The sequence below is a fragment of the Shinella sp. genome, assembly GCF_052438155.1.
Lineage (GTDB): Bacteria > Pseudomonadota > Alphaproteobacteria > Rhizobiales > Rhizobiaceae > Shinella.
Window position 1 is genome coordinate 1 of record NZ_JBQVPI010000042.1, and the last position, 13,265, is coordinate 13,265.

The following is a 13,265-nucleotide window of genomic DNA, read 5'->3' on the forward strand; positions in this document are numbered from 1 at the left end:
ACGATGATCAGGCCCGGCTGTTCGGCTTCAGCGACGCCCTTGAGGATCTTCGCGACCGCGAGCGGCTCGACCTGATCTTCTGTCTCAACCAGCACGGCGCGGTCGGCACCCATGGCGAGCGCGGTGCGCAGCGTCTCTTCGGCTTTGGCGGGACCGATCGACACGACGATCACTTCCTCCGCCTTGCCGGCTTCCTTCAGCCGCAACGCTTCCTCGACTGAAATCTCGTCGAACGGGTTCATCGACATCTTCACATTCGCAAGCTCGACGCCCGAGCCGTCAGACTTGACGCGAATTTTGACGTTGTAATCAACGACCCGCTTGATCGGAACGAGCAGTTTCATGGAATTCTCCTTGTCGTCAGCAGAGGGTGCGGAAACGGTCGACCATCACGTCGAGAACCTCGCCGGGGTCGCGCTTCCACCAGTTGTTCGCAGAAAAGATCTCGACTTCGCACGGCCCGGCGTAACCAGCGCCCTCGACGCCTTTGCGGATCGCCTTGAGATCGGCGACGCCGTCGCCCATCATGCCGCGATCGAGCAGGACATCGCGCGTATCGGCGAGCCAGTCGCAGAGATGGTAGCCGAAGATCCGGGCCTTGCCGGCACGTGCCAGTTGGGTATCGAGGCCCCGGTCCCACCAGACATGATAGACATCGACGGCAACGCCGAGGTTTGTTGCATCGACCGCGTCGCAGATGTCGAGAGCATCCCGCACCGTCGTCAGGCAGGAGCGGTTGCCGGCATAGACGGGATTGAGCGGTTCGAGCGCCAGTTTGACATTGCTCGCTGCCGCATAGGGTGCGAGGTCGGCGACACGGTCGGCCACGATCTTGAGGCTCTCGGCCGTGCCCTTGGTGCCGGGATGCACACCTCCCACCACAATCGTCAGCACGGCGGCACCAAGGCCGGCGGCCATGTCGATGGAGGCCTTTGCCTCGTCGAGAACCGCAGCCTTGTCGATGGCCTCCGTGCCGACGAGAAACGGGGTGCGGCAAAGCCCGGCCACGGACAGGCCCGCAGCCCGCGCTCGGTCCCCGATCTCGATGGCCCGTGCACCGATTTCCCGGCGCCAGAAGACGATGGCGCCGAAACCGCGCGCGGCGCAGGCATCTATCACCCGCTCGGGCTCCCATCCCGCTCCATGGCCTTCGAGGTTGTGCCCGAGGCTGGCGGTGTTCAGTGCCAGGGCCGAATGGTCGCTCGAAAAATCACGCATCATCATGCGCCGTAGAGGGCGAGCAGCTTCTTCATGCGCTCGACTGCAAGCTCCGGATTCCGCAGCAGGCCGCACTGGTCGGCAAGGCAGAAGACCTCGACGAAATAGGGCAGCGGCCGCATGGCCTGAGCGCCGTTCAGCATCACGAAGTGATCCTGGAAGCCATTCAACCAGGCGAGGAAGACAACGCCAGTCTTGTAATACTGGGTCGGTGCGCGGAAAATCAGACGGGCGAGCGGCACGGTCGGGTCGAGCGTCGCACGAAACGCTGCTTTGTCGCCCTCGCCCAGCCGCTCCACAGCATAGGCCGCGGCCGGTGCAAGCGGGTCGAAGATACCGAGCAGAGCATGCGAAAACCCTTCACTGTCACCTTCGATGAGTTCGGGATAGTTGAAGTCGTCGCCCGTATACATTTTCACGCCGGCCGGAAGGCGGCGGCGCATGACGATCTCCTTCTCCTTGTCGAGGAGGGAAATCTTGATGCCGTCGACCTTCGCCGTGTTCGCTTCGATGACCGCGAGCGCCGCCTGCATGGCGGGCTCAAACGCCGCATCGCCCCAATAGCCGGCAAGTTGTGGGTCGAACATATCGCCCAGCCAATGCAGGATCACCGGCTCGTCGCTCGCGGCAAGCACATCGGAGTAGACCTTGACGTAATCGTCCGGCCCCTTCGCGACGCGCACCAGGGCGCGGGAGGCCATGAGGATGAGGCGGCCACCAAGTTTCTGGATGGCTTCCGCCTGTTCCAGATAGGCCCGGCGCACATCGTCCAGGCTCGTCACCGTCGCGGGGTCGAGATGATCCGTGCCGCAACCGTTGGCGACGAGCGCATCCGGAAGCTCCTCGCGCGTGCGGCGGATCAGTTCGAGCGCGCCTGGCCAATCGAGCCCCATGCCGCGCTGCGCCGTATCCATCGCCTCGGCAATGCCGAGGCCAAGGCCGGCGAGGTAGCGGCGAAACTCCATCGTCTTCGACCAGTCCACCGTAGCGCGACCCGAGGGATCATTCACTGTGAAAGGATCGGCGACGACATGAGCGGCGGAGTAGACCACGCGCGCCGGGTTTTTACCGAGCGTCGCAGCCGCGATCGGTGTTCCGGTCAGGGCATAGTCGGTGCGGCGGCCGGCGGTATCGGGAAGGGCGATTTTCATGGAAAGAGACCTCAGAAACGCGGGACGAGCATGCCGGCATCGGCCGGGATCGACAGTCCGGTTGTGTAGGGAAGCCGGCCGGTCGCAAGCGATGCGATCAGCGTGCCGACCTCGTCCGGTTCGCCGACGCGCGGGAAGAGCGTGAGGCCCTGCGACGCCCGTTCGCGATAAGCCTCGATGACAGGCGCTGTCATCTCGGTGGCGATCAGGCCGGGCTGGACGTCATAGACGGCGATGTTCTCCCGCCCGAGCCGGACGGCGAGCGTCTTGGAAACCATGGCGGCAGCGGCCTTCGAGGCACAGTATTCCGAACGCTGCTCCGCTACCGCGACGGCATTCGACGAGGTGACGTTGACGATCGAATGGAAGAGCGGTGGTCGACTGCGCGCAAGAAGGCGGCGGGCGAAGGCCAGGCTCAGGAAGAACAGGGCCTTCGTGTTGACGGCAAAGCAGCGGTCCCAGCTCTCTTCCGAGACCTCCAGCATGTCGCCGCGCTTTAGCACGCCGACACCGGCATTGTTGACCAGGGTGGTGAGCGGCCCGAGTTTATCCTCAACCGCACCAAGCGCCGCATCATGACTGCCGATCGCTGAAACATCGAAAGGAGCGGCGGCCACCGGAACGCCATAGGCGGCGATTCGGGCGACGGCGGCGGCAAGCTCGGCATCCTCGACCGGCGCGTTAATCGCGACCGCAAAGCCCTCCCGTGCCAAGGCCTCGGCAACGGCAAGCCCGATGCCGCGCGAAGAGCCCGTGACGAGTGCCGCCGGCCGGGCAGACGCGGCGCTCATGCCCGTGCGCCCTTCTTCAGGAGTTCGCGCGCGATGATCATGCGCTGGATCTGGTTGGTGCCTTCATAGATCTGGGTGATTTTCGCGTCACGGTAGAGACGTTCCACCTCGAAACCGCGGATGTAGCCGGAGCCGCCAAAGACCTGCACGGCATCGGCGGTGCGCTGCACGGCCATGTCGCCGGCAAAACATTTTGCAATGGAGCAGGCTTTTGTCGCGTCCGCCCCACTGTCGATCTTCGAGGCGGCGGAATGGACGAGCAGGCGCGCGGCCTCGATGTCCTTCGCCATATCGGCGAGCAGCCACTGTACACCCTGGAAATCGGAAATCGCCTTGCCGAACTGCTTGCGCGTCCCAGCGTAGTCGAGTGCTGCCTCGAGGCCGGCCTGCGCGATGCCGACCGCGAGCGAGGCAATGCCGACACGCCCCTTGTCGAGCACCGACATCATCATGTGGAAGCCGCGGCCTTCCGTGCCGAGAAGGGAATCGGCCGGCAGGCGCACATCCGTGAAGTTCAGCGCGCCGACCTGGCTGGCGCGCTGCCCCATCTTGTGTTCCTTCGGCCCTCTTTCGACGCCAGCCGAATGCAGGTCGACGATGAAGATCGACATGCCGCGGTTGCCGGCTTCCTTGTCCGTGCGCGCCAGCACGAAGCCGTAGTCGGCGACCGGGGCATTGTGGATCCAGATCTTGCCGCCATTCAGCCGCCAGCCGTTTCCGTCGCGTGTTGCCGTGGTGCGGATGCCCGATACATCGGTGCCTGCCTCCGGCTCGGTGATGCAGTAGGCAACCTTCGCGCGCATGCCGAGGATCTCAGGGAGCAGGGCCTGCTGGCTTTCCGTGCCGTGGCGAACGAGGAGGCTCGAGATGAGTTCGATCAACCCGCACTGGTCGGCGACAGAAGCATAACCACGGCTCAACTCCTCCATGACAAGCGCATAGGTGAGCGTATCAAAACCAGGCCCACCGAGCGCTTCCGGCACGCCGATGCCGAAGAGGCCGAGCTTTGCCATCTCCTCGTAGAGGTCCGCGGGGAAGCGCTCCTCGCGGTCGAGTTCCTCGGCCAGAGGGCGGATCGTTTCGTCAGCAAAAGCGCGCGCCATCTCGCGCACCTGCTCCTGTGTTTCGGTGAGATACATCTGCCTCTCCTCCCATCTAGTAACTATCTGGTTACATACATTCGACCTTCGGTGAACGTCAAGATGGAAAAATTCGCGCGCCACAAATGTAGCTGCTTGCACAGCGGTTTGGCCCCGTGCATATTATTCACTATTCAGTTACTTAAGGAGGACGACATGCATCCAGGAGAAAAGCGGAAATTCGGTCGAACGGACCTCGACGTGACCGCCTTCGGCTTCGGAACCGCCCCACTCGGCAACATTTTTCGCGAGATAGACGAGGAGACGTCGCAGGAAATGTTCGCGCGCGCCTGGGAGGCTGGCGTGCGATTCTTCGACACCGCCCCGATGTATGGCCATGGCCTCGCCGAACTGCGGACCAGCCATGCGCTGCGCTGGAAGAACCGGGACGACTTCGTGCTCGCCTCCAAGGTTGGGCGTCTGCTGCGCCCGGCACGGCGCGATACGATCGACTTCGCACCCTGGACGAATGCCGCGCCGTTCACCATGCATTTCGACTACAGCTACGATGGTACGATGCGCGCCTTCGAGGACAGCCTGCAGAGGCTTGGGCTGGAGCGCATGGATATGTGCTTCATCCACGACATCGACGTTTTCACGCGCGGGAGCGAACAGCCGGAGGTGTTCGAGCAGGCGATGGACGGCGCCTGGCGGGCACTGGAGCAGCTACGCTCGGAAAAGCTCGTGAAGGCGATCGGCGTCGGGGTCAACGAATGGCAGGTCTGCCACGAAGCGCTGCTACGCCACGATTTCGACTGCTTCCTGCTGGCAGGGCGCTATACCCTGCTCGAACAGGAAGCGCTGGACACCTTCCTGCCGCTCTGCGAGGCGCGCGGTGCGGCAGTGGTCGTCGGCGGTGGCTTCAACTCGGGAATCCTTGCCACGGGCGCGAAGGAAGGTGCGAAGTACAACTATGCTCCCGCACCGCGGGAGATCATGGAAAAGGTCGCGAAGATCGAGGCCGTCTGCGCCGAACATGGCGTGCCGCTTGCAGCAGCGGCCCTGCAGTTCGTCGTAGCCCACCCCGCTGTCCCGTCCTTCATGGCAGGCACGCGCACGATCGAACAGCTGGACCAGAACCTTGCGTGGTTCGCCCATCCGATCCCAGCCGACTTCTGGGCAGATCTGAAGAAAAAAGGCCTGTTGCGCGAGGATGCGCCCGTTCCGGCGTAAACCGCGCCTGCCCGCGCTGCGAAGGCGGCGCGGGCAGTTTTAGCGGATCAGAATTGCCCTGAAGTCATTGACGTTGGTCCCTGTCGGACCGGGCACGAACAGGTCGCCCAGTCGGTGGAACGCCGTCCAGGCGTCGTTGCCGGCGAGCAGGGCTGAGGGATCCGTCCCCAGTTCGCGCAAACGCCTCATGCTGGCGCCATCGGCAAACGCACCTGCATTGTCCTCCGAGCCGTCGATACCATCCGTGTCGGCAGCAAGCGCCGCGAAGGGAACGCCCTCGTCTGCGAGCGCAAGCGACAGCAGGAACTCCGTGTTGCGTCCGCCCTTGCCACGCCCCCTGACAGTCACCGTCGTCTCCCCGCCCGAGAGGATGACGACCGGGCGCGAAAATGGGCGGCCGCGACTGGCGACTTCACGCGCTATCGCGGCATGAACGCGCCCGACGTCGCGCGCCTCGCCCTCGATGCAATCCGACAAGATGACGGCAGGCACGCCAAGGGCCTCCGCCCGTTGTGCAGCAGCCTCCAGGGAGAGACGGGCGGAAGCGATGACATGGACCTCATGAGCGGCAAAGACCGGGTCATCCGGCGACGGTGGCTCCCCCTCCTGTCCGCCGAGCCAAGCCTCGATCCGCTCGGGCAGCTTGATACCCCATGTCTTGACCAGTGCGCGTGCCTCTTCACGATCGCTTGCATCCGGCACCGTCGGCCCGCTCGCGACCTGCGCCGCATCGTCGCCTGGGACATCGGAGACGACGAGCGTTACAACCTTCGCAGGATGACAGGCCGCAGCAAGCCGCCCGCCCTTGATATCGGAGACCTGCTTTCGAAGGACGTTCATGATGGAAATCGGCGCGCCGCTTGAAAGGAGCGCGCTGTTCAGCGCAGCCTCATCCTCCAGCGTCAGATTACCGGGCGGAGCGGGAAGAAGCGCGGAACCGCCGCCGCATATCAGCGCGACGACGAGATCGTCCTCGGTAAGCCCCGTTACGGCGTCGAAAAGTGCCTGCGATGCCGCAAGCCCCGCCGCATCGGGTACGGGATGGGCCGCCTCGAGCACACGGATGCGCCGGCAGGGCGCGGCATAGCCGTAGCGCGTCACCACAACACCTTCCAGCGGCCCCTCCCACAGCTTTTCGAAAGCTGCCGCAAGCTGTGCAGCGCCTTTGCCAGCGCCAATCACGACGGTCCGCCCCTTGGGCCGGGTCGGCAGGTATGCGCTCACGGCTTTTTCCGGATCCGCAGCCTCGACCGCGGCACGAAAAAGCTCTGCGAGAAAGTCTTTGTCTTCGGGCTTCATGAGAACGCCATGGATATCGGGTGTTGAAACGGGGCTACTTGCCGAAATGGGCGGGTCGCTTCTGCCTGTAGGCAGCAAGCCCTTCCGTCAGATCCTCTGATGCAGCCGCCACGGCCCCGGCCAAAGCCTCGACGACCCGCTCGTTTTCCTCGCCCTCGGCGGCGTTGATCAGCATCTTTGTCAACTCCGTCGCTCGTGGCGAGCGTTTCAGCACGCGCGCCGCAGCAGCGTCTGCGGCAGCAGCGCCCTCACCCGTCGCCACGACCTGATCGACGAGACCTAGCGCAAGCGCCTCCTGCGCCGCATAAACCTCGCCGAAAAGCGCCATGCGGCGAACGAGCTGCGTACCAAAGCGGCGTGAAGCACGCTGCGTGCCGGACCAGCCAGGGATGATGCCAAGGCCGGGCTCCGGCTGGCCGACCTTCACATGCGCCTCGGCGATGCGCAGGTCCGCGCAGGCAGCAAGCTCCAGCCCGCCACCGAGCGCGTGGCCATTCAGCACTGCGATCAGCGGAACCGTAAGACGCGCCAATGCGTCGAAAGCGCCATGCCCGTCGCGCAACCAGCGGCGCGAGAACGCTTCTGTGTCAAGACTGCTCCACGCCTCGATATCACCGCCCGCACAGAAGGATTTTCCGCCCTCGCCGGCAAGGATTGCGACCCGGGCATCCGAGCGTTCGATGACGCGACACGCCTGCAACAGGGCGTCGATCATATCCTCGTCGATCGCGTTCAGCTTTTCCGGACGACGCAGGGTAATCCGTGCAACGCAGTCCTCGATGGAAAGTCCAACGCGCGGATCGCTCACAGCACCAGCCCCATGGTTTCAGCGCGAAACAGCGCATCCTCCATCACCTTGAGCGTCTTCGAGACCCGCAACGGAGTCGCGGCCTGATCGAGAACATCGCGCTGGAGATCGAGGCCGGGAGCGATCTCGGTGACGACGAGCCCGTCCGCATCGAGTTCGATCACGCAGCGCTCGGTCACATAGGTGATCTCCTGCCCCTGCGCACGGGCGCGCTTGCCGGAGAAACTGACCTGATCGACCTTCGGCACGAACTTGGCGATGCGGCCCTCCTTGTCGATCACCAGGCGGCCATCCTCGACATGCATCTTTGCGCCTGCATTGAAATTGCCCGAGAAGACGATCTTTTTCGCGCGCGAGGTGATGTCCACGAAACCACCGGCGCCGGCTGTGCGGTGCGGCGTTGCCGCGAGGCGGCTGACATTGACTGATCCCTCGGCATCGATCTCGAGAAAGGACAGCAGCGAGCAGTCGAAGCCGCCTGCCTGGAAATAACAGAACTGATGCGGCGAGGCGACGAAGGCCTCGGCATTGGAGGCGCAGCCGAACTTGAAATCGAGCAGCGGCACGCCGCCGACGGCCCCCTGCTCGATCACCCAGGTGACCTTGCCATGCAACCCTTCCTCGATGAGGATGCGCGGCACATTGGCCGAAATGCCGAAGCCGATATTGACGGCCCAGTCGGCCTTCAGTTCCTGCGCCACGCGGCGGGCGATGACCTTGCCGACATCCAGCGCGGGCAGGCGGAACGTTTCGAGCGGGCGGAAGAGTTCGCCCGAGATCGCCGGATCATAGGGCGTAGCCGTCGTCTGCAACTGGTCGGGCGCCTCAACGATGACGTCGACGAGAATGCCGGGCACACGCACGTCATGCGGCCGCAACGTTCCACTCGCCGCCACGCGCTTGACCTGCGCGATGACGAGGCCGCCGGAATTGCGGGCCGCAAGCGCCATTTCCATCGCACCGAGGGTCGCGCCCTCCTGTTCGAAGGTCAGGTTGCCCTTCTCGTCCGCGGTTGTTGCGCGGATGATCGCGACATCGGGACGGATCGCCGGGAAATGCAGCCAGTCCTCGCCCTCGAAGGCAACACGCTTGACGAGCGGTGCGGCGCGCGCGCTGGCATTCATCGCACAGCCGTCCTGATCGGGATCGACAAAGGTTTCCATGCCGACCTTGGTCAGCACGCCGGGGCGCTTGGCCGCCCCTTCGCGCAGCATGTCGAAAACGATGCCGGAGGGCACGTTCCAGGCGGCGAGTTCCTCCTTGAGGATCATCTGCCAGATGAGCGGCGGTTCGGCATTGCTTGGTCCGGATGGGTAGGAGCCGCCGATGATCTTCACCAGCATGCCCGGCTTGGCGATGTGATCGACACCCCGCGTGCCGAAAAAGTCGCCGGCGGCGATCGGGTGGATGGAGGTCAGGCCACGCGGATGGCCCTCGTTGTCGAAGCGCTCGCCGAGTGCTTTCAGCACCGCGTCTGGGCAGCAAAGGCCGGAGGAAGAGTTGACGGCAACGACGGCTCCGTCCCTGACGAGCTGGGCAGCCTCCTGTGCAGTCTTCACCTTCTTCATCGCCGAAATCTCCGTTCCCGATTGCATTAAGTAACTAACTAGTTATACATTAATCACAGCCAGGACAATCCGGCAAGTGAGATTTTCGCGTTGAATGGCAATCGCGCTGCCGGCACATCAGCCCGCAAAGGAGGAGGCATGAACATCTATTTCCAGAAGAGTTTTCAGCGGGGTTTCGGCACCTATCCGTTGAAAGCGGACGACCTCAGAAACGCCATCGATGCCGCTATCGACGCCGGATACCGGGCGTTCGACACTGCGCAAATGTATGGCAACGAGGCCGATACGGGTGCGGCACTCGCTGCCTGCGGCGTCGCACGCAAAGACCTCTGCATCACCACGAAGGTCCACCCCGACAACTATTCGGAGGAGAAATTCCTGCCCTCGGTTGAGGCCAGCCTGAAGGCGCTGCAGGTCGATCGCGTCGATGCACTTCTGCTGCACTGGCCGCCCGTCGGTGGCGACGTGGCACCGTCCCTGCGCCTGTTGCAGACGGCCAAGGACCGCGGCTTTGCAGACACTATCGGCGTCTCGAACTATACGGCCCGCATGATGCATGTGGCACGCACTGTGGTCCATGGGCCGCTCGTCACCAACCAGGTGGAGTTTCATCCGCTGGTCGATCAGCAAAAACTTCTCGCCGCCGCATCGGAGACGGGCATTCCGCTTTCGTCCTATGCGTCGATCGCCCGCGGCGAAGTGTTCAAACATGGCCTCTTTGCCGAGATCGGCAAAACCTACGGCAAGTCGGCCGCGCAGGTCGTGTTGCGATGGATTCTGCAGAAGGGCGTGCCGCTGAACACGATGTCGACGAAACCGGAAAACATCCGGGCAAATTTCGACATCATGGATTTCACGTTATCGTCGATCGACATGGACAGGATCGACGCCCTGAACGCCACAAGCTACCGCATCATCAAGCCGGGGCAACTGCCGTGGGTTCCCGAATGGGATTAACGCAGAAGGGCGGCCGCAAGGCCGCCCTTCTCACTTACGGGCTGCCGATCGATCAGGCATTGCCGCGGATCATGTCCGATGCCTTTTCCCCGATCATGATCGTCGCCGCATTGGTGTTGGAGCCGACGAGGCTCGGCATGGTAGAACTGTCGCAGATGCGGATGCCATCGAGGCCGTGCACGCGCAGTTGCGGATCGACCACCGACATCTCGTCACGCCCCATCTTGCAGGTGCAGGTCGGGTGGTAGGAGGTGCGCCCGTACTGGCGCGCATAGGCCACATAGTCCGCTTCCGTCCGCACATTGCGATCGGGGAAATGCAGCGCCTTGATGTATTTTTGCAGCGAGGCTTGCGCAAAAATCTCCTGGCTGATCTTCACACCTTCGACCGAGATTTTTACGTCGTCGGGATCGGCAAGGAAGTTCGGATCGATGACCGGCAGGGCGCGCGGATCGGCCGAGCGCAGGCTCACGGTCCCGCGCGACTTCGGCCGCAGCGTGTAGGAATTCAGCGTGATACCGGACGAGCCCTTCGGCACGCCGGGAACGCCGGCTTCCGCGCCTGCGCCTGCGAGGAAATGGAACTGCAGGTCCGGCGTCGGACTTGCCTTGTCGCCGTACCAGAACGCACCACCCTCCACGACGTTTGACGTGATGGGACCGGAGTTGAAGAGCGTGTACTGAATACCCGCCCAGATCGACCAGTGCAGCTTGTTGTACTTGTCGAGACTGTCGTGGTTCTTCAGCTCCGCGACGATGTCGACGCCAAAGTGGTCCTGCAGGTTCTGCCCGACACCGGCCATATCCTGCACGACATCGATCCCATGGCTTTTCAACGCATCCGCCGGCCCGATGCCCGAGAGCATCATGAGCTTCGGCGTGCCGATGGCACCGGAAGTGAGGAGCACTTCGCTTTCCGCCCGTGCGACCGTGCGATTGCCGCCGACTTCATATTCCACGCCGACAGCCCGGCGTCCTTCAAAGACGACGCGCAGGACAAGCGCACCCGTGACGACGGTCAGGTTCGGACGATTCAGGGCCGGCCGCAGATAGCCGACGGCCGCCGAGCAGCGCCGATTATTGCGTGTCGTCGTCTGGTAGACGCCAGCGCCCTCCTGCACCGGACCGTTGAAGTCCGGATTGTAGGGAATGCCGAACTCCTGGCAGCTCTGCACGAAGGCGCGTGTCATGCGCTGCGGCTCGGGAATGTTCGAGACGCCGAGTGGGCCGTCCGTGCCATGCCAGGCGCCGGAGAGGATAGAATTGCCCTCCGAACGCAGGAAGTACTTCTGGATGTCCTTGAAGCCCCAGCCCTCGGCGCCCTCCTCGACCCAGCGGTCGTAATCGCCGGGCACGCCGCGGGTGAAAACCTCGGCATTGATCGACGAGCCGCCACCGAGCACCTTGGCCTGCGCGTAGAGGATCTCGCGGTTGTTGGCGTGTTTCTGGGGCGCGGTCTTCAGGCCCCAGGTCAGCGGCCCCGTCGTCATCTTGGCGAAGCCGACGGGCATGTGGATGAGCGGATTGGTGTCGCGTCCGCCCGCCTCGACGAGGCAGACCCGGGCGGACGGGTTTTCCGAAAGCCGCGCCGCCAGCACGCAGCCGGAGGTGCCGCCGCCGACGATCACATAGTCATAGCCGGCGGACATCATGCGATCCAATGGTTGCGCTTGCCGATCTCGACATGAACGGACTTCACCTGCGTATACTCCTCCACCCCATACATGCCGGCCTCGCGGCCCCAGCCGGATTGCTTGAACCCGCCAAGCGGCATTTCAGGACCGCCCGCCATGATCGTGTTGACCCAGAAGCGCCCGGCACGCACCCGGCGGCTCACCGTCAGCGCCTTGTCGATATTCTTCGTCCAGACGCTCGCCGCAAGTCCATAGACGGTGTCATTGGCAAGCTGAATGGCTTCTTCCACCGTCTCGAAATGCATGGAGCACAGGACGGGGCCGAAAATCTCGTCTCGGGCAATCGCCATGTCGCGGGAAACGCCGGAGAAGAGCGTTGGCGCAATGTACTGGCCGCGGCCGAGATCGATCGCTTCGCCACCGGTGAGCAGCTTGGCGCCGGCGGCCTTGCCCTGGGCGATGTAGTCGAGGATCGTGGCGTTCTGCGCTTCGGTGGTGATGGCGCCGACCTGTGTGCGCTCATCGAGCGGATCGCCAACGCGGATCTTCTTCATCTTTTCGACGAGCAGCTTTTCGAACTTCTCGGCAACGGAACGCTCGACGATAAGGCGCGAAGAGGAAACGCAGCACTGTCCAGTGTTGAAGCTGATGCCGAGGGCCGCACCATCGGCGGCGTCTTCGAGATCGGAATCGGCGAAGACGATGATCGGGTTCTTGCCGCCAAGCTCAAGGCCGAGCTTCTTGAAGTTGCTGTCTGCGGCCGCGTGGACGCAGGAGCGACCGACGGCCGTCGAGCCGGTGAAGGACAGCATGTCGACATCCGGGTGCTCGGAAAGCGCCTGACCGATCGTGCGGCCGGAGCCGGTGACGACGTTGTAGACACCCGCCGGCAGGCCCGCTTCGGCCAAAACTTCGGCGAGCAGCAGCGTCGTCGCGGCGGTGACTTCGGAGGGTTTCACGACCATCGTGCAACCCGAGGCGAGGATGAAGGGCACGCGCTCGCAGAGGATCAGGAACGGGAAGTTCCAGGGCGTGATGAGACCGACGACGCCGATCGGCTCGCGCAGCACCATGCCGAAGAGATCGTCGCCGAGCGAATTGAAGCTGTCGCCATGCAGCATGCGGGCCGCACCGGCGCCGACTTCAAAGCAGGCGATGCAGTGATCGATCTCGCCGCGAGCCTGCGAAATCGGCTTGCCGTTTTCCAAGGCTTCCCAATACGCGATCTCATCACGGCGGCGACGCAGGATTTCGGCGACGCGCAGCAGGACGCTTCCGCGCGCGGCACCAGAAAGGCCGGCCCAGCGGCGATCCTCGAAGGCGCGACGGGCTGCAGCAACGGCGGAATTCAGGTCATCGACCGTGCAGCGAACCGTGTGCGTGACCGGCGTACCATGACCCGGCGAGCTACGCTCGAAGTGCTCCGCGCCGTCCTTCCACTCTCCGTCGACAAAAAAGCCGAAGGCACGCGCTGCGGTCGGGGCAGAAAGGAACTGGTTCTTCTGGTCCATGGGATACCTCCACTTCA

Annotated in this window: 12 protein-coding genes; 2 read left to right on the top strand and 10 right to left on the bottom strand. The window is 63.7% G+C overall.

The window, feature by feature from the left end; all coding sequences use genetic code 11:
* The 5 genes from ACT6VE_RS31895 to ACT6VE_RS31915 all read right to left on the bottom strand — a co-directional run.
* Positions 1-344: electron transfer flavoprotein subunit beta/FixA family protein (locus ACT6VE_RS31895; RefSeq protein WP_444802256.1), on the bottom strand; the 344-nt coding region annotated here is incomplete at its 3' end.
* A gap of 16 nt (positions 345-360) precedes the next feature.
* Positions 361-1,218, bottom strand: a complete 858-nt coding sequence (locus ACT6VE_RS31900) for a sugar phosphate isomerase/epimerase family protein (RefSeq protein ID WP_444802257.1) — start codon at positions 1,216-1,218, stop codon at positions 361-363.
* A gap of 2 nt (positions 1,219-1,220) precedes the next feature.
* Positions 1,221-2,369, bottom strand: coding sequence for a dihydrodipicolinate synthase family protein (locus ACT6VE_RS31905; protein ID WP_444802258.1), 1,149 nt, complete (start codon positions 2,367-2,369; stop codon positions 1,221-1,223).
* A gap of 11 nt (positions 2,370-2,380) precedes the next feature.
* Positions 2,381-3,160, bottom strand: a complete 780-nt coding sequence (locus tag ACT6VE_RS31910) for a 3-ketoacyl-ACP reductase (RefSeq protein WP_444802259.1) — start codon at positions 3,158-3,160, stop codon at positions 2,381-2,383.
* A complete protein-coding gene (locus ACT6VE_RS31915) occupies positions 3,157-4,299 on the bottom strand; it encodes an acyl-CoA dehydrogenase family protein (protein ID WP_444802260.1) in 1,143 nt (380 codons plus the stop codon). The genes ACT6VE_RS31910 and ACT6VE_RS31915 overlap by 4 nt, the downstream gene beginning before the upstream one ends.
* 156 nt (positions 4,300-4,455) lie before the next feature.
* Here ACT6VE_RS31915 and ACT6VE_RS31920 point away from each other — a divergent pair, with 156 nt between their 5' ends.
* Positions 4,456-5,472 (top strand): aldo/keto reductase, encoded by a 1,017-nt coding sequence (locus ACT6VE_RS31920; protein WP_444802261.1) that lies wholly within the window; start codon positions 4,456-4,458, stop codon positions 5,470-5,472.
* A gap of 39 nt (positions 5,473-5,511) precedes the next feature.
* On the opposite strand, the gene ACT6VE_RS31925 is transcribed toward ACT6VE_RS31920, so the two are convergent.
* Genes ACT6VE_RS31925 through ACT6VE_RS31935 form a run of 3 tightly spaced genes read right to left on the bottom strand, consistent with a single transcriptional unit; the run spans position 5,512 to position 9,147 of the window.
* The gene (locus ACT6VE_RS31925; protein ID WP_444802262.1) at positions 5,512-6,771 is read right to left on the bottom strand and encodes a glycerate kinase type-2 family protein; all 1,260 of its coding nucleotides are present in this window, start codon (positions 6,769-6,771) and stop codon (positions 5,512-5,514) included.
* A gap of 34 nt (positions 6,772-6,805) precedes the next feature.
* On the bottom strand, positions 6,806-7,579 hold the full coding sequence (locus ACT6VE_RS31930; RefSeq protein WP_444802263.1) for an enoyl-CoA hydratase/isomerase family protein: 774 nt from the start codon (positions 7,577-7,579) through the stop codon (positions 6,806-6,808).
* Positions 7,576-9,147, bottom strand: a complete 1,572-nt coding sequence (locus tag ACT6VE_RS31935) for an acyl CoA:acetate/3-ketoacid CoA transferase (RefSeq protein ID WP_444802264.1) — start codon at positions 9,145-9,147, stop codon at positions 7,576-7,578. The genes ACT6VE_RS31930 and ACT6VE_RS31935 overlap by 4 nt, the downstream gene beginning before the upstream one ends.
* A 138-nt stretch (positions 9,148-9,285) precedes the next feature.
* On the opposite strand from ACT6VE_RS31935, the gene ACT6VE_RS31940 reads away from it, so the two are divergent.
* Positions 9,286-10,104 (top strand): aldo/keto reductase, encoded by an 819-nt coding sequence (locus ACT6VE_RS31940; RefSeq protein ID WP_444802265.1) that lies wholly within the window; start codon positions 9,286-9,288, stop codon positions 10,102-10,104.
* A gap of 52 nt (positions 10,105-10,156) precedes the next feature.
* Here the strand turns inward: ACT6VE_RS31940 and ACT6VE_RS31945 are convergent, their stop codons facing one another.
* Entirely contained in the window at positions 10,157-11,752 is a 1,596-nt protein-coding gene (locus tag ACT6VE_RS31945) for a GMC family oxidoreductase (protein ID WP_444802266.1), read from the bottom strand.
* Positions 11,752-13,248 (bottom strand): aldehyde dehydrogenase family protein, encoded by a 1,497-nt coding sequence (locus ACT6VE_RS31950; protein ID WP_444802267.1) that lies wholly within the window; start codon positions 13,246-13,248, stop codon positions 11,752-11,754. Before ACT6VE_RS31950 ends, ACT6VE_RS31945 begins: the two co-directional genes overlap by 1 nt.
* Between the last annotated feature and the right edge of the window lie 17 nt (positions 13,249-13,265).

What these genes read in the sequence shown, in the direction of transcription:
- ACT6VE_RS31915 (WP_444802260.1), bottom strand. Translation starts at nt 4,299, where the DNA reads ATGTATCTCACCGAAACACAGGAGCAGGTGCGCGAGATGGCGCGCGCT.
- ACT6VE_RS31925 (WP_444802262.1), bottom strand. Translation starts at nt 6,771, where the DNA reads ATGAAGCCCGAAGACAAAGACTTTCTCGCAGAGCTTTTTCGTGCCGCG.
- ACT6VE_RS31950 (WP_444802267.1), bottom strand. Translation starts at nt 13,248, where the DNA reads ATGGACCAGAAGAACCAGTTCCTTTCTGCCCCGACCGCAGCGCGTGCC.
- ACT6VE_RS31940 (WP_444802265.1), top strand. Translation starts at nt 9,286, where the DNA reads ATGAACATCTATTTCCAGAAGAGTTTTCAGCGGGGTTTCGGCACCTAT.
- ACT6VE_RS31935 (WP_444802264.1), bottom strand. Translation starts at nt 9,147, where the DNA reads ATGAAGAAGGTGAAGACTGCACAGGAGGCTGCCCAGCTCGTCAGGGAC.
- ACT6VE_RS31920 (WP_444802261.1), top strand. Translation starts at nt 4,456, where the DNA reads ATGCATCCAGGAGAAAAGCGGAAATTCGGTCGAACGGACCTCGACGTG.
- ACT6VE_RS31905 (WP_444802258.1), bottom strand. Translation starts at nt 2,369, where the DNA reads ATGAAAATCGCCCTTCCCGATACCGCCGGCCGCCGCACCGACTATGCC.
- ACT6VE_RS31900 (WP_444802257.1), bottom strand. Translation starts at nt 1,218, where the DNA reads ATGCGTGATTTTTCGAGCGACCATTCGGCCCTGGCACTGAACACCGCC.
- ACT6VE_RS31945 (WP_444802266.1), bottom strand. Translation starts at nt 11,752, where the DNA reads ATGTCCGCCGGCTATGACTATGTGATCGTCGGCGGCGGCACCTCCGGC.
- ACT6VE_RS31910 (WP_444802259.1), bottom strand. Translation starts at nt 3,160, where the DNA reads ATGAGCGCCGCGTCTGCCCGGCCGGCGGCACTCGTCACGGGCTCTTCG.